The following is a 17,935-nucleotide window of genomic DNA, read 5'->3' on the forward strand; positions in this document are numbered from 1 at the left end:
GCCGCACTGATGGGCGGTGACCTGTCCATTGATTGGCACGTGCATCGATCAGTTCGACCCAGCGCTCCCGTGTTATGCGGGTTGCCTTGGACGTGCGGTTCCGGACAATCTCAAATAGGGTGGCCGCGTACTGGTTGCTCCAACCTGGCTCGGGGCATGGTGGAGCAGCGTTAGCCGCGCGTACTCAATACAGTGAGAACGACGTGAAACCGTGCAGATGTCGCAACCAAAGTCACCTAGCCCATCAACTCCTTGCGCCGTGGTTACTATAGTTCGCGAGCACGAGACGGCGCGGTCGTGTCATTTGACCGATCCCCCCGAAGGACAGCCAACAGTCCATGTTCGGGCACGGTCAGCTCAGGAACGCTGGGTTGGCGCCAACAGAGCAGGTTGGATGTCGCACGTTGGCGAATAGCAAATGAATCTCCGACTGGGCTTCGATATTGAACATCGCACCGTAGATGTCGTCGGCTCGATACCGGATCTCCCGACTTGCCTTCGTCTCTGACAAAGCAGCCCTATTGATATCGGACAAAGTCGCTTCAAACCCGTGGCGCGTGCGTCTGACAGTTTGTCGGACAAACCCGCGCGCAGGCGCTGCAGCCGATGCAAGCGCCTTCGTCATTCAGCACCATGACCTTTTTTTCGAGCTCATCGTCCTCATCGAGATCGATGATTTGGCCACCCTCGCTTAGCCCCTTCAGCGTCATGACCTCGCGGCCGCAAACCTTATAGCAGCGGCCGCAGCCGATGCACTTCTTGAGATCGATAGAAACCAGGTAATCCGGTTCCCAACTGCGGCCGTCGCGGGTCCTAAATGACATGGCTTGAGATCCGCTATGCTTTGTCTAGCGCTTGGAGATTTTGGCGCTTGCTTTCGAGCTCGCTGAAAGCAGCGTGGGCCTTCTGCGCCACACTCAGGATCGAGCACCAGTTGACCGGCAGCTCCTCGGAGAGGTCGTGGAGGTCCATCTTGGCTTGGGTCGCCTTCGCCGACAGCTTCCTTATTTCCGCTTTCAGCGCTTCAACATCGTTCATGCTTGCCTCAATAATTCGCCACTTCCGGGAACTTACGGATCATCTCAACGCCACTGCTGACGAATTTGTCGCCTTGATCAGCGAGATCAGAGAAATGGTCGAAACCAAAGCGATGCACGTCGCGCAGCTGCTTGCTCACGACAACGAGCCGGCCGCCGATCAACACGATCCGACCGAACCCTTCGTTGTGCATCTTCAGCATTGGGGAGATCATCACTCCGGTCGCCTTCTCGATCGAGAGCGCAACCGCGTTAAAGAACAGCTCCAGCCGCCATGTCGTCTCGGGGTCGGGATTGCCGACAATAGGCAGCGCACGGCGCTTGTGCTTGTCGAGAACGTAGGGTTCGAGCAAATCGAGATCCTTCTTGCCCTCCCAGGCACCGTGGGAGTCCTGGGCGCGCCAGATCTTGACGAGCTCTTTCAGAAATGGCTGCTCCGCCACCGCGGCGGCTGGAGTGACTTCGGACGCATCTCCCATCCTCGTTCCTTCAGGTTTCGAAATCCACTGTACGTTCCGGGTCTTTGGCGAGCAGCTTCCGCAGCCAGGGCGGCGGCGAGCCCTTCAGCACGGTTTCGAGTTTAACGCAAAGTTCGATGATGGGCTCTGGTTGCAGCACCTTCATCGGATGGATCTTGCTCGCGACGACTCGTGCGGCACCCGAGCCGCCGATCGCCGCAACATAGAGGATTGCGCAGTCCCTGATCGCCTCGATCTTGGGCGCGAGCTTATCCTCATTGCCGTCTTCCGTGAGGTCACCACCGAACTGGATCGCCTCAATGAACCGATGCCCCTCCGGGCCAACCTCGTAGATCGCGATGTTCTTGGCCCAGCCGAAGTGCGCATCGACATGCTTCAAGTCCTGAGTGGCGAATGCAACTTTCATCCGATGTTGTTTTCTTTCCCTGCTCAATGCAACCCAGGCGAAACGACCTGCAGGTCAGAGTTGGTGGATCGCCAGGTGTCAGGCGTCGGCCCATGGTTGAGTTCGCGGTCGGTGATGATGAGATTGGCGATGTCAAAGATCAGGTCGCGCGTGCCGCGATAGCCAACCGTTGTGAGGTGCGCAGCGCCAACGCGATCGAACATCGGAAAGCCCACCCGGAAGAATGGAATATTGAGTCGCGAAGCGGCCTGGCGGCCATGTGAATGCGACATCAAGAGGTCGCAGTCACGCGACCTGGCAAGCTCTTCAAGATCCTCCAGATCGCCGATCAGGACGTTCTCGGTCCTGACCCGCTGCAGCACCGGGGAGTTCGTCGTCGTCACCGCAGCAGTGACCTGCGCCCCCATCTCATGGAGCGAGTTGGAGAGGTCAAATAACAAATCCGGCTCGGCGCCGATCGCGAGCTTGCGGCCGCCGATATGGAAATGAGCATCCAGCATGGCGTCTGCCAGCTGTCCACGCTGACGGCGATATTTCGAGGGTACTGACCGGCCGGTGATCTGGCTCAAGAACGCCATAAAATCGTCGTTTGGGATAAGGCCACAGAGCCGCTCGAACAGACGGAACGGCGCGCCTGTCCGCACCTGCATGGTCTCGGCCGCACGGCGCATTTGCGCGCCGATCGCGATCGTCCAGGCCACCTGCCCCATGGTCGCAATTTCGTCTACGCCAATCCCCCCGATTGTAGTCGGCGTGAATTCGTCGGGGATGTGGCCGTCCAGGGAACCTGCAAGGTCCGGCAGGAAGGAGGGCTTGAGACCGAAATCCTCAAAGATCGTGCGAAGCTCGTCGAGGTCGCCGGGCGTGAGGTGGCAACCAGGTAGCACGTTAACGCGGGAGGCATCGCGCGGTCTGGCTGGGTCGAACGGTGCCACAAGCACCTCGATCATCCGCGCCACCGTCTTCCCCCAGCCATCCTGAAAGGCATCCTTGAAATCCGGGGTCGAGACGTAGACAAGGGGGAGCTTTTCGAGCTGCGGGTGCTTCTGTCGGATCAACCGGATGAAGGCTTCGACGTCATCGCCGTTGGTCTCGGTGACCCCAGTTGAATTGATGCCAATGATCTCGGGCTCGGCGCGATTGTAGATGTTGAGGATCGCTTGTTCGAGATTCTCGTGGCCGCCCAGCACGGTAGCAACCTCGCTCATAGCAGTTGTCTGCATCGGCACGGCTTCATTGAAATGGCGCACGAACAGCGTCAGCCCAAAGGAGGCGCAACCTTGCGGGCCGTGCAAAAGCGGCATCGCGCCGCGCAACCCCATGAAGGCAAATGAGCCGCCGATCGGCTGACTCATCTTGAGCGGATTGACCGAACAGGCTTTCTTCGAGGTAGTGACGATCGCCATGTCCCCTACTCCGCCGCCTGCAGTGCCGGCGGCTGGAGATCGGATGGAATGTCCCTACAAGCAATGCACCGCCCGCTGGAACTGGTGCACGGCGTGTTGGGCTCGGCGAGCTTCGGGCCATGCGCCGCAATCGCGCTCTCACGCTCGCTGGCCTCAGCTTGATTGGAGAAACTTATCGCCCTGACGCCGTTCCTGCTTGGGTCCCGAACTGGATTCGCGGCTTGCGCATTCATCTGGGCAACCGTCCTTCCCTGAGGCTTCCGGTCGAACTCATCCCATGGCGCGCCTTGGCGGAGCTGATCCCATATCGGACTGTAGAGCGCCTTCTCGATCTCTTCCATGAGCTTGAGGATCCCGACATAGCCCATATAGGCGTGGCAGCGCTCCTGGTTGATATCGAGCCACGGCATCGCCGCCTTCAGTGCGACAAATTGCGACTTGCCGCCCGAGAGCATGATATCGGCTTTTGCGTCCTTGAGCATCTTGTAGATCTCGCGAGGCGACATGTCCTCGATCATATGGGCCTCCTGGCCCATTAATTCCTTGATACGTTCCTTGTCCTTCTTGGTCGATTTCTTCACGGACGTGCCGACGATCTCGAGCCCGGCCTCCTGCAAGGCGGCCACCATCGACCAGGATTTCACACCGCCGGTGATGAGAACAACCCTCTTGCCGGCAAAGCGCGGCTTGAAACGTTCAATCGCAGCCCAGGCCTTGGTCTCTTCCCGTGCGATCAGGGCTTGCGTGCGTTCCATCAGCTCAGCCGGCGCGCCACTTTCGGTCAGCATGCGCGCGATCTGGCGGAGTGAATCGCTGGTATCCTCGATACCGTAGAAGGAGCCTTCAAAAAACGGGATGCCGTAGCGCTGCCTCATCTTGCGTGCGACGTTGATCATTGCCCTTGAGCAAACCATCATCGCGGCTTTGGCCCGGTGCGAATAAGCGACCTCGCGGTACTTGCCGTCCCCCGAGATGCACGACAGGATCCGAATTCCGAGCTCATCGAGCAGGGGCTTGACCTGCCAGAGCTCGCCGGAGAGATTGTATTCGCCGATGATGTTGACATCATACGGCGTCGTGTAATCGGGCTCTCCGGTACCGATGACATGCTCCAGCAGTGCTTCGCCAGCAAGCTTGTTACCAAGGTTCTTCGACCCGACAAATCCCGGTGAATTGATGGGAATGACCGGTTTGCCGAACTTGGCGGAGGCCGCCTTGCAGACCATATCGATGTCGTCACCGATCATTGCGGGCACGCATGTCTGGTAGACGAAGATGGCCTGCGGGTCGTATTTCTCTGTGATCTCCTTGACTGCCCTGTACAGCCGCTTCTCGCCGCCGAAGACGATATCGGTCTCGCTCATGTCTGTGGTGAAGCTTCTGCGCCACAGATCGGAGCCGGACGAGACCGAACCACGATTGTCCCAGGAATTGCCCTCACAGGCGATTGGACCATGCACAAGATGGGCGACATCTGTGAAGGGCTGCAGCGCGACTTTGGCGCCATCGAAGGCACATCCGCCGGCGGCGCTGCCCGGCTTGAGCTGCTTGGTGCAACCATTCTTGCGCTCGACCCTCGATTTGCTCGCGTTCCTGGCGCAGCCCGGTTCGTTAAAAACGTCCTGTATGGTCGTGGGAAGCGAAATCATGGTGTCTCTCTCGGGAATGTCAACACACCGCAGACCACAAGGATGGACGGCGGACAACCTGTGATCCCCGCCGCAGCGCCGCTGGTCCTGCGGACGATGAAGCGGGGAGCTCGCCTTAGCGTATGATGTCGAAGCTGTAGTCTGTCTTGCCAACCGAGCTGGTCTTTCGATCGATCTCATCAAAGATCTTGTCGAGAATCTTGACCAGCACATTCATGCTCCCCTGATAGCCCCACACTGGATAACGATGGTGATGATGGCGATCGAAGATGGGAAAACCGATGCGGATTAGCGGCGTTCCCGTGTCGCGCTCGAGATACTTGCCGTAGGTGTTACCGATCAGGAAATCGACCGGCTCTGTGAACAGGAGCGATCGCATGTGCCAGAGATCCTTGCCTGGGAAGGCGCGGCAGTTTTGACCGAAGGGCGAGCTCGCGAACAGCGCCTGCATCTTCTGCTCCCAGGCCTTATTCGCGTTGGTCGACAGCACGTGGATCGGCTCAGCGCCGAGCTCCAGCAAGAATGCGGCCAGGCCATAGCAGAGGTCTGGATCCCCGTAGATCGCGAACTTCTTGCCGTGAACATGCGCGCTGGAGTCAGCCATTGCGTCTACCAGACGCCCACGCTCCTGCTCGAGCGCATCTGGAATTGCCTTGTTGGCGACACGCGACAGGGTCATCAGGAAATCGTCCGTGGCGCTGACGCCCAGCGGGTGATTGAAAGCGACGACCTCCTGATCGTGTCCCTTGATGAAGGACAACGTCTTCTCCGTGCAATATTGCTGCATGGAAATGGTTGCCTTGGCGTGGACTGCGTTCGCGGCATCCTTTAATGTAGTGCCCCCATCATACATGCGGAACTCGCCGTCCGTGGGGGTATCGAACACGTCACTGTTATCCGCGAGGATGGTGTAGCCGATGCCCATCAGATCGAAGATACGCTTTATCTCACGGACGTTTCCGACAGTGTAGCCGTCGAAGCCACCGATGAAGTTGATCGTGTTGTTCGCTTTGCGCTCGAGTTTTGGGGCCGTGCCGGCTTTGCCATCCCAGAAATGCTCGAGGATGCCCTTGAGCGTGTTGTCGTAGCCAGTAACGTGGCTGCCGACGAACGCAGGAGTGTGAGCGAATGGTACGTCGTAGTCCGCTGGGACTGAACCTTTTTCCTTTGATGTTTTAATGAAGGCATTGAGATCGTCGCCGATGACTTCCGCCATGCAGGTCGTGGCGACCGCGATCATCTTCGGCTTGTACATGTTATAGCTGTTGGCAAGCCCGTCGGTAAGATTGTTAAGCCCGCCGAACACGGCCGCGTCTTCCGTCATGGACGAGGAGACGCACGATGTCGGCTCCTTGAAGTGCCGTGACAGATGGCTGCGATAATACGCGACGCAGCCCTGTGAGCCGTGGACGAACGGCAGTGTGCGCTCGAACCCGAGGGCGGCGAACACCGCACCCAGCGGCTGGCAAGCCTTCGCCGGATTAACGGTTAGCGCCTCGCGGGCGAAGTTCTTCTCGCGGTACTCGGATGTCTTGGACCATTCTTTGATGCGATCGACGTCGGCGGGATCATGCGGATTCTCAAATAGTGCCTTCTTCTTGGCCAGCATCTGCTGGTATTCGTCTCCCTGGAAAAGCTCAGAGTGGTCGAGTATGTGTTCGGCGTTCTGTGTCATCATGGCACTCTTTGGGTTCTTGTGTTCGTTCTCCTGCCCCTTCCCTCCTCTGCGGGAAAGAAACGGCCAGGGCGTCGGTTTCTTATTCCGCTGCCATGAGGCTCGGCTGCGGAGCGTCCTTCCAAGGTGCGGTGGTCTTCCCCCAGATCGGGGAGTTGATCGCCATGTCCATGTCGCGGGCGAAGATCGCGAAGCCGTCATAGCCGTGGTAAGGACCCGAGTAGTCCCAGGAATGCATTTGGCGGAACGGCACGCCCATTTTTTGGAAGACGTATTTTTCCTTGATACCGGAGCCGACGAGGTCTGGCCGGATCTTTTCGACGAAGCGCTCGAATTCGTAGCCGGTGACATCGTCGTAGATCAGCGTGCCATCTTTGACGTAGTGCTGGGCGGTGCGTTGGTAGTCATCGTTATGCCCGAACTCATAGCCCGTGCCGACAACCTCCATGCCGAGGTCCTCATAGGCGCCGATGACGTGGCGGGGACGTAAGCCGCCGACGAACAGCATTACGGTCTTGCCTTCGAGCCGCGGCCGGTATTTCGCGGTCACCGCGTCGACAAGCGGTCGATATTTCGCGATGACGCGCTCGGCGCCTTCTTTGATCTTATCATCGAAAAAGCTTGCAATTTTTCGTAGCGACTCCGCAATTTTGGAAGGACCGAAGAAGTTGTACTCGCACCAGGGAATCCCAAATTTTTCCTCCATGTGCCGTGAGATGTAGTTCATCGAGCGATAGCAATGCAGTATGTTGAGCTTTGCCTTCGGCGTCGCCTCCAATTCAGCGAGAGATCCATCCCCGGACCACTGCGCGATGACGCGCAGGCCCATTTCTTCGAGCAGGATTCGCGACGACCAGGCGTCACCGCCGATGTTGTAGTCGCCGATGATCGCAACATCATATGGTGTCGGCTCAAATTTCGAGCTGCTCTCTGGGGCGCTCTTGTCAAAGATCCAATCCCGAACGGCGTCGTTCGCGATGTGATGGCCGAGCGATTGCGACACGCCACGGAAACCCTCGCACCGCACAGGCACGATGGTTTTGCCGCCATATTCCTTCGACTTTTCGCGGGAGACCGCCTCGATATCGTCACCGATCAAGCCAATCGGACATTCGGACTGAATGGTGATGCCCCTGTTGAGAGGAAATAGCTCCTGGAGCTCATCGATGAGTTTCGTGACCTTTTTATCGCCGCCGAACACGATGTCCTTCTCCTGGAAATCGGAGGTGAACTGCAGTGTCACGAACGTGTCGATGCCGGTCGTGCCGACGTAGTAGTTGCGCCGCGAGCCCCACGAGTACTGACCACAGCCGACCGGACCGTGGCTGATGTGGATCATGTCCTTGATGGGTCCCCAGACCACGCCCTTGGAGCCCGCATAGGCGCAGCCGCGGATGGTCATCACGCCGGGAATGGACTTGATATTCGACTTGACGCCACAATCCGACTTTCCCGCCTCGTGAACACTGAGATGCTTGGCGCGCCTTTTGGCGGTCTTCTCGGGGTAGACCTTCAACACCTCGTCGATTAGCTGCTTGTTGCGCGCCTTGATCTCTGCAACGCCTTGGGTAGATGCTCGGCTCATACACGTTTCCTTTTCGATTGTGGTCTCAACAAGAAGCGACGCTTTTGTGGTGGACCGACGGATTTCCGATCCGGCGTTCAGGTGTAAAGCGTGCAATCTTCGTGAGCGGTCCTACCGATCGCAAGTTCGCGGCGTTCTGGACCATGCCGCAGCCGTCGTTCACGACCTTGTAGCTCATCTCGGCTAAGCGCTTAGGAGCGCCATGTTTGACGCTGTTGATCGATGACCAAAACGCGTCTCGGTGAAGTCATACCTGCTCTCCAGCGGTTAATCATATCGGCTTCTTTACTCGCGTGCGATCACGAGGCATGTCCCTGTGCATGGCGATGCAAAGGACTAACAGACGCTTCTTGCGCAGGGGTCTGCAACGAGTGTGCCAGCGCCGGTTGAATACAAAAAGCAACGTCGGTAGAGCCAGATAGCCGGCCGGCTGCGGATTGTTATAAAGCTGACTCTGTCTGGCAGCGACAAGAGTAGCCGCTAACGTCTGTCTGAAACAAAACAATCGGTTACGCGCTCTGCGAACGCCGCCAAAGATCGGTTACTCGCCGCATGAAGGTCGAGTCAGGGACGAAGAAAGTATCGCCAAGGAGACAATCACTCACCTTGAACATCAACGAGCACCGGCATTTCGGGATCGGGCTCATCGCTGCCATCGTCGCGCTTTCCGCCTTTATGAGCACGTCCGTCGGAATCCTTGGAATGATCCCACTTGCCGCGGCGTGCCTGCTGGCGACCATCATCGCCGTCTGGGGTCGGGATCCCTACGCCTGGGTATTGGCCATCCTGAACGTCGTCTTCGGCTTCACGGTGCTCGGCCGGTTTGAGCACCTCCTGTGTGGGCGCTGATTGGTGCTCGAAAATCCGCGTTGGACGTAACAGAATTCGGCCCTCGCCTGGGGAAGACTCCAGCCGCGGATCCCGCTCTAACGATGTCCGATTACGATCTCCGCGCGAAGAGCGGCGGCGAAGGATTCAGTCAGCCGAATCTCGATTGCAGATCGGGCACTGCAGGGTGGGTTCATGAGCGCTTGGCTGCCGTCGGCCTAGATGTCATGAACCCTCCGTTTCGGCAGCTCTCAGGCCCGAATAAACGTGATCCGGCCCCCTTCGCCACGCTTCCGATGTGGCTTTACTTTTATTTCGACGTCCCGATCGAACCCCGTCAGCATGCGCAGCAGCTTTTCGGCCGAAACCAACTTGAACTGCCCCGAAGCAGCTTGGACGGGTTGGACTGCTTCACGCCGACCAGCTTCGCCGCTTCGGTTTGAGTGATCTCCCGCTCCCGTCAACCGCTTCAGTTGTACGATGAGAGCTGCCTTGAGTTCGTGCTCGTCGGCGTTCGGCAGCCGGTGGGCCGGCAGCTTCTTCTTCTTCGTGCTCATGATAGGGCTGCGCGTTTTGTTCCGTGTTGATAGCTTCGGTGTCGCGCAGGCGCCGCCATGCGAGGCCAGTTCGTCCCTGAATGCGGATCGCCGGCCAAAAGAGCTGCCGATCGGACCGGGAGAACGTCAATTTGAACGCTCTACCGCGCTCGAGTGCCTTTGGAGTTTTGCCTAAACTTTTGCGGGTGTGCTCGTCTTGGAGGACGGCATATATAGCCCCGGGAGCACATATGTGTGTGCCTAAGAATATGGACAGTAATTCGTGTGCGCGCGCCTGCGGAATTCAGCGTAAGACACGTCACTTGGATAGAAGAGATTCTGGCCAATCTGTGAATTCCAACTCGAAGCTACGTAGGCCAGTGGGTTTTGTCGTGAATTTAAGGGCCTTCCCTGAAAGGTCGGCCAATGAACCAGATGCGAACTTGAAAACTGTCGTGCCGGAAGTTGCGACCCCAATGCCTTGCTCGCCTTCCATGCTAGAGAAGTCGGTCGCCTCGGAGAGTTGCCCAATTGCAACTCCCTCCAGCGCGTGGTGAAATTCCATGGACGCCAAGTATGTCCTTTTGTCAGCAGCCCACTCGCTGACCGACACTGCTGTGATCCCCGCGTCGGTCAAGAGGCCACCTGCAATCCGGCAGCCATATTGAACGGTGAGAATGACCCGCTCGTTCCGGACTCCGGCCGGCTCTCGATCGGCGGCAGTGATCGTGCACGCGTACCGCCTTGTTTCCGCAACCGCCCCCATGCTTAGCCCGATCCAGTCGAGAGCGGAACATAGTACAAAAGCGAGAGCGGGTCTTATCATTCGACTGCACCTGATCTGAAATGTCGTTCCCTGCTCTGTACAATCTGACGCTACGGGCGATTCAAGCTCCTTCGATCGTTCTGCCGGATCACCGTTACTCAGCTGACTGCGGTGTCGCAGAAGCGAGGCGAGCGGTATCCCCCCGGCAGTGCCCTTGGATGGGGCCGGAACGATTTCATTATCGGTGCGCAGCGGGCAGCACGTCGGTGAACCAAGGCTATGGGCCGAGCTTTTCAGGTCGGCGGCGGCCATGAGGGGCGCGACGGCCCGCGGCGCCGGAGCGCTACATTCCTGACTCAGGCGCAGGCGCTCTGTGAGCGGACGCTATTTAACGCGGAATGCTCCCGCGGCACAGGTCCCGAAAATTGCTTCACAATCTCAATGTAAAAGGAAACGTGGCCGAGACGAGCCGTTCAAAGGCAGACTGCCGCTCAAGCAGACGCTCTTCGAGCATCTCACGCTGGAGATCATCTAGCTCGCTTTGAAGCCTTCTGCGACAACGCCAAATGTCATTCCGTACGGATCTGATCTCATTCAAGCGATCGTCAATCGAAGCCATCACGGATACCGTATCCCAACTTGAACGAGCCATGGACAAGTGCTCAATCGCTCCTTCCTCGCTAAGACGCCGATAGATCTCAGGACTTGGGCCATCTGCGGACATGATGTCACGATCTCCTCCCAGCTTGTCCTCTTGTATCGGCGTCTTTCAACGCAAGAGCACGAAGTAGCGGCTGCTCCTGCAGAAGTTCAGCTTATTTTGCCCTCAGCGCGCAGGATTTCAAAAGCTAGCAGCAGCCCGTGAGTGGGCCGACTAGGTAATTCAGCCAACACCCGCCGGATCAGGGGTCAGGCCGGCCACCTGTCGAATTGGCTCGGACGGTCGCACTGTCAAACTCTGGGCAGCCGCGCCTTTCAGACTTGAGCACGGCAATTGCCATGCCACCGAACCTCAGATGGAATTGCAACAAGCCATGTTCGGTTCAGAGGCTCGTCCTTGCAAACGAGCCGGGCTTCGCGGCGGCGGCGCGCCAGAGCGGCCCGGATATGAGCCGGAGAGGCTTCAGTCGGCAGGGCTCGGCGAAATCGTGAACAACGCGCACCGCCGGGCGCCTCGGCTCAGTGTCTCGCCCAGCTGCGTAGGTCTTGGTACCGCCATTCCCGCGTGCGGCCGGCAAGCTGGCAAGCGAACCTCACCACAAAAGGATCTGTGGTCATCTCTAGCCGGGCCTGGCGCTTGTGGCATCTGCGACACTGAATGTAGTGATCAAACCAACACATGCCACTTTGTTTGTTCGTCCGGACTCGTTCTACAACTAAATCAGCAACTTGCATCTCGGACGCAACTGGCATCGCAGTTGCTAATTGTCCAATGACACAGGGAGCGCTGAGCGCGCCCAGAGTATAAGACGGATACATCAACTTTGCGGGAGCGTATTGGCCAACCAATCGCTCGATGGAGCACCGATGCGGCCACCGGACAGCTTACTGCTTGCGGCACGCTTGTTGTTGTCAGATCGATCATCACGCCGAACGTTGAGGCGCTAGTCTGATCCACCAACAGAAAGGCCGCGACTAGCTCGAAGCGAACTCGCGAATCACATAAGCCCCTCAAGCCCGTGCGTGAACGCTGGCGGCGAGCACCTCGAAATCGCACATTTTGATGCAGCCTCGCTTCAGAGGATCCGGTGCATGCTGCGCCGGACCGTCGAAGAACGCGGGGCATCGCCTTCGACTCTTTCCTTGTTTGACAATCAGAACTAATGAGGCGGGTGTATGAACAAATGGATCCCGGAGCTTCGACTCGTGGCTGAAGCATCTATTTTAGCTGTTGGGCTGCTGATGTCGTCAGGAGCTAACGCCGACGATGATCTGATGAGAAACGCCAAGCAGATCTTCCATCCGATTCCCTCGGTCATTCCTGCGGTAAAAGACAATCCAGTGACGCATGGAAAGGTCGAGCTCGGCAAGATGCTGTTCTTCGATCCGCGGCTATCGGCGAGCGGGATCATTAGCTGCAATACGTGCCACAATCTCGGGACCGGCGGAGTCGATGTCGGTCCGACTTCCGTTGGCCACGGCTGGAAGGTCGGCCTACGTCGGGCCCCAACCGTCTACAACGCAGTGTTCAATGCGGCCCAATTCTGGGACGGACGTGCCGCGGACCTCAAGGCGCAAGCCACCGGCCCTGTGCAGGCGAGTGCCGAAATGAATGCGACTCCGGATCATGTGCTCGGTATCTTGAACTCAATGCCCAGCTATGTCGTCTTGTTCAATAACGCTTTTCCGACCGAAGCGAGACCGGTCACCTTTGAAAACTTTGCGAAGGCGATCGAGGCTTTTGAAGCGACTCTCATTACACCTGCGGCTCCATTCGATCAGTATCTCGAGGGCAATGCACATGCTCTCGATGATCAGCAGAAGTCCGGGTTGGCACTGTTTATGGAGAAGGGATGTTCCTCTTGCCACAATGGAATCAACCTCGGTGGACAGGCCTACTTCCCGTTCGGCGTGACGAAAAAGCCGGACGCAAGCGTGCTTCCGGACGCCGATAAGGGGCGGTTCGCTGTCACTAAGGCGGTCGGCGACGAATATGTCTTCCGCGCGGCGCCATTGCGGAACGTCGCGTTGCGAGCCCCTTACTTTCATTCGGGACAAGTTTGGAGCCTCAAGCAAGCTGTTGGCCTGATGAGTGAAGTCCAGCTCGGCGCCAAGCTTAGCGATACGGAGGAAAGCGACATTGTCGCATTTCTGAATTCGCTGACCGGTCGGCTGCCTAAGATCGAATATCCGGTACTACCAACGCGTAGCAACACGACACCAAAGCCTTCAATAGACAGATAGCCTTAGCAGCACAGGCCTCATTCCCTGCCGAACAGCAACAGATGCAACGCAAGAAACTGGCATCCCGCAATGACGCCTAAATGAACGATCTTGTGCTGTCACTCATCACCACGCACTATAAAAAATGCCCGGCCTCCACGGGAGGCCGGGCAGAAGTCACGCAGGAGCGACGCTGCGTTCCGCATCGCACCAGCTTTCGTCGGTAGGGAGGACTACCGCCGATCCATTTACGGCGAGGGCACTCGCCGTCAACAACAAGAAGCGGATATCGCTCCCGCGCAACTTAGCGAGCCGCCTGCCTTCCGCTCCTGCCGGAAAGTTCAACACTTGCCACCACTTGCCAGCTGTCCGGTTAGCAAGGGGAGCCTTGATGGAGCTGGGATCCATCGCGCAGGCGGTTTGGCTGCCGTGTCCTGAAACTCAAGCGTCAGTTTGCCGTCACGCGGCAGCGTTTGGCAGCGCCCCAACACCAACAACTCTTCTCGAAGACGGGGCCAAGGCGCCAATTACGTATAAAATTCTGTAAGGGCGGTAAAATCGATTGTGGTGATGGGACGCATCCACGCGATGGATAAATGAAAAAGATAGGGCCATGGTTCGCCTCCAGCGTTAATGAGTTGGGATATGTCACCTGATCGGTATGGCCGGCATGCTGGCGTCCTCCGGATTCGAGCTTGTCACCGGCTGTATGCGATCGCCTCCACCGAGGCAGACCGGCATTCGCAAGCGCTGGAAGGTTTGGGAAGCTAGCAAGATGTCCCGGCCTCCCAAACCGCGTTCATCTTATTCACAAATACGTTGGCGACACGCTCCGTATGATCATGTCTCAGCCCGCAACTCGCGTGCGGCGGCCACCATATTGACGAGCGCGGGACGTACCTCCTCCCACCTTCGAGTTTTCAGTCCGCAGTCGGGATTGATCCAAAGCTGCCGATCGGAAACGCGCTGCCGCGCCAACACGATCAGCTGCTTGATCTCCGCTGCTGCGGGAATGCGCGGTGAATGAATGTCATAGACGCCCGGCCCGATCTCATTAGGATATTTGTAGCTCTTGAAAGCGTCGAGCAATTCCATTCTAGAACGCGAGGCCTCGATTGAAATGACGTCGGCATCCATTGCTGCGATCGCATCGATGATTTCGTTGAACTCGGAATAGCACATGTGGGTATGGATCTGAGTTCGATCAGCGACAGCGGAGGAGCAAATGCGGAAACTGTCCACTGCCCAATCGAGATAGTCCTTCCACTGCGATTTGCGTAGCGGCAACCCCTCCCGCAACGCGGCCTCGTCGATCTGGATCATGGTCGCTCCAGCCGCCTCAAGGTCGATGACCTCATCTCGGATCGCGAGAGCGATCTGTCGGCATGTCTCGCTCCGCGGGATGTCGTCACGGACGAACGACCAATTCAGGATCGTCACCGGTCCGGTCAGCATAGCCTTGACGGGTTTTTTGGTCAGAGACTGCGCGTAGCGCCACCATTTGATGGTCATGGGCTTCGGGCGGGAGACATCTCCAAACAGGATAGGAGGACGAACGCACCTCGAGCCATAAGACTGAACCCAGCCGTGCTTGGTAAATGCGAAACCCAACAGCTTCTCGCCAAAATATTGAACCATGTCATTGCGCTCGAACTCACCGTGTACGAGCACGTCCAGGCCGATATGTTCCTGCCACTGCACGGTACGGGCTGTCTCTGCTTTGAGACGCTGCTCGTACTGCGTGTCATTCAGCGCTCCCCGGGCATGAGCCGCACGCGCATTGCGGACGTCGGCCGTTTGCGGGAAGGATCCGATGGTTGTCGTTGGAAACATCGGCAATGCGAACGCGACGCGCTGGACGTCCGCACGCTGGTTGAACGCACTGCGACGGCGACGCATGTTATCGCCGATGGCGGCCATTCGTCGGGCGACGTTCGCACTGTGGATCTTGGGCGACGTTTCGCGGGTGACGGATGCATCCTCTGAGAGCGCGAGTTCATCGGCCACGTCGGCAGCATGGCCGGCCAGCGCTTTGCCCAATATCGAAAGCTCCTCGATCTTCTGCACTGAGAACGCCAGCCACGTCTTCAGATTGGGATCGAGATCGGTCTCTAGCTCAACGTCAGTCGGAACATGAAGTAGCGAGCAGGAGGGAGCAATCTGAACACGGTCCCTGCCCAGCTTTTTGACCATAGGAGCAAGCTGGTCGAGCAGCGCCGGCAGATTGGAGCGCCAGACGTTGCGACCATCAACGACGCCTAGCGAGACCACGAGATCTCCACGGGCTCTGGCGACAATCGCGTCCAACTGGCCGGGTGCCCGAACCAAGTCGACATGGAGCCCGGCAACGGGCAAAGCCAAGACCGTCTCAAGATTGTCGCCGACCGCTCCAAAATATGTGGCCAGCATGATTTTTAGAGCCGGCACGGCGTTAACGAAGTGAGCATAGGCCCGGCGGACAGCCGCGCGAGATGTTTCGTCGACGTCCATCACTAGGCATGGTTCGTCGAGCTGAACCCATTCAGCACCGCGCGAGGCTAGTTCGCGGAGAACATCGACATAGACTGGGAGGAGCCGATCAAGCAGCGACAGCGGATTGAATGCGGGATTTACGCTTTTGCCAAGCTTCAGGAAAGTGACTGGGCCAACTAGGACGGGCCGCGTCTGATAGCCGAGGCTTCTTGCCTCCTCATATTCCTCGATCGGCTTCCGAGAGACATACTTAAAGATCTGATCCTGGTGAAATTCCGGCACCATGTAGTGGTAGTTCGTATCGAACCACTTCGTCATCTCCTGTGCGGCTACGCCGGGCCCATGCTGAGCGTGACCACCGTCCTGAGCGCCACGCGCCATGGTGAAGTAGGTTTTGAGCGACACAGGACCTTCGGTCCAGCCGTAAACGTCGGGAATGGCGCCGACCATTAGGCTGGTATCGAGCACATGGTCGTAGAGCGAGAAGTCATTCGAAGGAATGACGGTCGCACCGCGGGATTTCTGCCGTGCCCAATTAGCGGCACGAAGTCCACTCCCCGCCTCGAGGAGCTCGGCTTCGCTGGACTTTCCCGCCCAGTAGCTCTCGAGCACGAATTTGAGTTCGCGTCGTGGGCCGATGCGTGACGTCCCCAGTGTGGCAACGGGAAGCGAAAGGATAGACATAGCTTAGACCCCATGATTGGGGCAAAGGCCATGGCGGACGCATACAGCGAACATCGCGTGAGCGACAACTGCTTGGCGCACACCGGGACACCCCGCCCGTGGACGATATCTTGTCGAGGCAGGTCTCCTGGCTCACGGGTCGTCGGTGCTGTCCGGCCTTCCCGAAGCCGCATGGCTTCAGTGACTTCGTTGGACAGCGGCTCGCCGCTTACAGTTGCGGGGGCAGCGCCGGTTTTGCACCGGCTTCCCTCTTAGCTCCGGATCAAACGAAATCCAAAGACCGCGACGGCTGGAATTATGCGCACGAGGATCGATGCGTCAACCTACCGATTCTCGCGGTGATATTGCCCAAGCGATTGCGAGCGTACTAGCAGCGTGCGAGGGTCTGCGCGCGGCCTGGTGAACAGGCGCGGATCTGTGGAGGCTCCGCTTGTAAAATGCGTTCGCTTTCAACACCCTGCTCGCGTAAACGGATGAACTCCGCGACCGGAACGAACCCGGGCCGTTTTCGCTATCTGTATGATCGCGACGAGGCGGGCCTTGTCCGTCAGCAGCTTTTCCAACCTGCGAGTTAGGAAGATGCGATGAGCCTTGGCCGGCATCCGTTTGGTCATAGCCCATGAGGCTCCCTAGAAACTAGGAAGCCGGATTGCTCCAGGATCGCACGGATGATCAAGTCGACTCCTTGGTGTTCGGCCGGCCCGCGACGAGGCACGAGGTCGTCCGTCTCCCTGAGGTTGGTTAAGATGATCTTCTCGGTACGCCAGGTATTCACGTGCTGAGCGACTTTGGCGCCAGCTTCGATGCGCTCGTGGCCGCTCCACGCCGGTCTGCCTCGCCTCGGCTCGTAACTAGCGACCATCAGCCTCAACGCCGCCACTGGAGGATCTTCGTCCGACCGAGGCCCTTCGAGGGCCTCCTCGGAGTCGATCAGCGTCTTAAGCGCGTAACGATGTTAATCGACCTCGATGCGCCCCATGCGGCGGGTGGTCGCCTCAAGGTCGACATCTACGACTTCGTTCGCGAAATCGAGCGATGAGGCCTTCTGGACGCGGGCTGCTTATGCTGTCTTGGACGGGACACAGGTGTCAGGGACCGGACAGACCACCGCGCATTGCGGCGTGTCGCAATGGCCCTCGCACTCCGTACATTTTTTGGCGTCTATAACGTAAATGTCGCGCTTCAGGCTGATCGCCGCGTTGGGACACTCGAACTCACATGCGCCACAAACGGTGCATTGCGAAGCGACGATCTTGTAAGCCATGCCTTCCGACTCCTTAGGCGAGCGATGCCATAGGCGATCCCTTTCAAATGCCGTGCCAAACGCAGACGCGCTCAAGGTTGGGCAATTTGCCCAATTCGACTGTCCGGGGTCTGAGACCATGTTGCATCTGCGACAGCAACAGGCCGCTTCAATTTCAGGCTAGGAGCTCTCGGGCCCTCTTGAGAGTCAGTCGCGGCTTGACCGCTGCGAGCGTCCGTCGGTTTGTTTGGGACGTCAGCGCGGGGGCAAGCGAGGCTCGACGCTT

At 58.2% G+C, this 17,935-nt stretch carries 13 protein-coding genes and 1 riboswitch; of the genes, 2 read left to right on the top strand and 11 right to left on the bottom strand.

The annotated features are described in order from the left end of the window. Window positions 1-542: 542 nt before the first annotated feature. The 8 genes from fdxB to nifD all read right to left on the bottom strand — a co-directional run bounded on the left by fdxB (window position 543) and on the right by nifD (window position 8,237). Window positions 543-824 carry a ferredoxin III, nif-specific gene (gene fdxB / locus AC0L27_RS36355; RefSeq protein WP_369726380.1) on the bottom strand — a complete coding sequence of 94 codons (282 nt, stop codon included), beginning with the start codon at window positions 822-824 and terminating at the stop codon, window positions 543-545. A 13-nt stretch (window positions 825-837) separates the two neighbouring features. Next, the gene (locus AC0L27_RS36360) at window positions 838-1,038 is read right to left on the bottom strand and encodes a CCE_0567 family metalloprotein (protein WP_473322546.1); all 201 of its coding nucleotides are present in this window, start codon (window positions 1,036-1,038) and stop codon (window positions 838-840) included. A gap of 7 nt (window positions 1,039-1,045) precedes the next feature. Next, on the bottom strand, window positions 1,046-1,516 hold the full coding sequence (locus AC0L27_RS36365; protein WP_473322548.1) for a NifX-associated nitrogen fixation protein: 471 nt from the start codon (window positions 1,514-1,516) through the stop codon (window positions 1,046-1,048). Between the two features lie 10 nt (window positions 1,517-1,526). Beyond that, on the bottom strand, window positions 1,527-1,922 hold the full coding sequence (gene nifX / locus AC0L27_RS36370; protein WP_473322586.1) for a nitrogen fixation protein NifX: 396 nt from the start codon (window positions 1,920-1,922) through the stop codon (window positions 1,527-1,529). Between the two features lie 23 nt (window positions 1,923-1,945). After that, on the bottom strand, window positions 1,946-3,328 hold the full coding sequence (nifN, locus tag AC0L27_RS36375; protein WP_369726384.1) for a nitrogenase iron-molybdenum cofactor biosynthesis protein NifN: 1,383 nt from the start codon (window positions 3,326-3,328) through the stop codon (window positions 1,946-1,948). Window positions 3,329-3,333: 5 nt separating this feature from the next. Continuing rightward, the gene (gene nifE / locus AC0L27_RS36380) at window positions 3,334-4,977 is read right to left on the bottom strand and encodes a nitrogenase iron-molybdenum cofactor biosynthesis protein NifE (RefSeq protein WP_473322549.1); all 1,644 of its coding nucleotides are present in this window, start codon (window positions 4,975-4,977) and stop codon (window positions 3,334-3,336) included. Between the two features lie 115 nt (window positions 4,978-5,092). Then, complete coding sequence (gene nifK / locus AC0L27_RS36385) at window positions 5,093-6,652, bottom strand: nitrogenase molybdenum-iron protein subunit beta (protein WP_473322587.1); 1,560 nt, start codon at window positions 6,650-6,652, stop codon at window positions 5,093-5,095. A gap of 82 nt (window positions 6,653-6,734) precedes the next feature. Continuing rightward, on the bottom strand, window positions 6,735-8,237 hold the full coding sequence (gene nifD / locus AC0L27_RS36390) for a nitrogenase molybdenum-iron protein alpha chain (protein WP_473322552.1): 1,503 nt from the start codon (window positions 8,235-8,237) through the stop codon (window positions 6,735-6,737). A 606-nt stretch (window positions 8,238-8,843) separates the two neighbouring features. Between nifD and AC0L27_RS36395 the strand changes: the two genes are divergently transcribed. Further along, a complete protein-coding gene (locus tag AC0L27_RS36395) occupies window positions 8,844-9,086 on the top strand; it encodes a hypothetical protein (RefSeq protein ID WP_473322555.1) in 243 nt (80 codons plus the stop codon). Between the two features lie 230 nt (window positions 9,087-9,316). On the opposite strand, the gene AC0L27_RS36400 is transcribed toward AC0L27_RS36395, so the two are convergent. Then, window positions 9,317-9,622 carry a helix-turn-helix domain-containing protein gene (locus AC0L27_RS36400; protein ID WP_473322557.1) on the bottom strand — a complete coding sequence of 102 codons (306 nt, stop codon included), beginning with the start codon at window positions 9,620-9,622 and terminating at the stop codon, window positions 9,317-9,319. Between the two features lie 2,581 nt (window positions 9,623-12,203). Between AC0L27_RS36400 and AC0L27_RS36405 the strand changes: the two genes are divergently transcribed. Beyond that, window positions 12,204-13,271: a cytochrome-c peroxidase gene (locus AC0L27_RS36405; protein ID WP_473322560.1), complete on the top strand. Its 1,068-nt coding sequence runs from the start codon at window positions 12,204-12,206 to the stop codon at window positions 13,269-13,271. Between the two features lie 819 nt (window positions 13,272-14,090). Here the strand turns inward: AC0L27_RS36405 and metE are convergent. Together metE and AC0L27_RS36415 are read right to left on the bottom strand one after the other, a co-directional pair. Beyond that, entirely contained in the window at window positions 14,091-16,406 is a 2,316-nt protein-coding gene (gene metE / locus AC0L27_RS36410) for a 5-methyltetrahydropteroyltriglutamate--homocysteine S-methyltransferase (protein ID WP_473322562.1), read from the bottom strand. 100 nt (window positions 16,407-16,506) lie between these two features. Beyond that, window positions 16,507-16,706: riboswitch (cobalamin riboswitch) on the bottom strand. 760 nt (window positions 16,707-17,466) lie between these two features. Continuing rightward, window positions 17,467-17,670 carry a 4Fe-4S binding protein gene (locus AC0L27_RS36415; RefSeq protein WP_247804211.1) on the bottom strand — a complete coding sequence of 68 codons (204 nt, stop codon included), beginning with the start codon at window positions 17,668-17,670 and terminating at the stop codon, window positions 17,467-17,469. Between the last annotated feature and the right edge of the window lie 265 nt (window positions 17,671-17,935).

The organism is Bradyrhizobium sp. Ken51 (assembly GCF_055807435.1).

Excerpts from the sequence above, each read along its gene's own strand:
- fdxB (WP_369726380.1), bottom strand. The coding sequence starts at position 824 with ATGTCATTTAGGACCCGCGACGGCCGCAGTTGGGAACCGGATTACCTG.
- AC0L27_RS36360 (WP_473322546.1), bottom strand. The coding sequence starts at position 1,038 with ATGAACGATGTTGAAGCGCTGAAAGCGGAAATAAGGAAGCTGTCGGCG.
- AC0L27_RS36365 (WP_473322548.1), bottom strand. The coding sequence starts at position 1,516 with ATGGGAGATGCGTCCGAAGTCACTCCAGCCGCCGCGGTGGCGGAGCAG.
- nifX (WP_473322586.1), bottom strand. The coding sequence starts at position 1,922 with ATGAAAGTTGCATTCGCCACTCAGGACTTGAAGCATGTCGATGCGCAC.
- nifN (WP_369726384.1), bottom strand. The coding sequence starts at position 3,328 with ATGGCGATCGTCACTACCTCGAAGAAAGCCTGTTCGGTCAATCCGCTC.
- nifE (WP_473322549.1), bottom strand. The coding sequence starts at position 4,977 with ATGATTTCGCTTCCCACGACCATACAGGACGTTTTTAACGAACCGGGC.
- nifK (WP_473322587.1), bottom strand. The coding sequence starts at position 6,652 with ATGACACAGAACGCCGAACACATACTCGACCACTCTGAGCTTTTCCAG.
- nifD (WP_473322552.1), bottom strand. The coding sequence starts at position 8,237 with ATGAGCCGAGCATCTACCCAAGGCGTTGCAGAGATCAAGGCGCGCAAC.
- AC0L27_RS36400 (WP_473322557.1), bottom strand. The coding sequence starts at position 9,622 with ATGAGCACGAAGAAGAAGAAGCTGCCGGCCCACCGGCTGCCGAACGCC.
- AC0L27_RS36405 (WP_473322560.1), top strand. The coding sequence starts at position 12,204 with ATGAACAAATGGATCCCGGAGCTTCGACTCGTGGCTGAAGCATCTATT.
- metE (WP_473322562.1), bottom strand. The coding sequence starts at position 16,406 with ATGTCTATCCTTTCGCTTCCCGTTGCCACACTGGGGACGTCACGCATC.
- AC0L27_RS36415 (WP_247804211.1), bottom strand. The coding sequence starts at position 17,670 with ATGGCTTACAAGATCGTCGCTTCGCAATGCACCGTTTGTGGCGCATGT.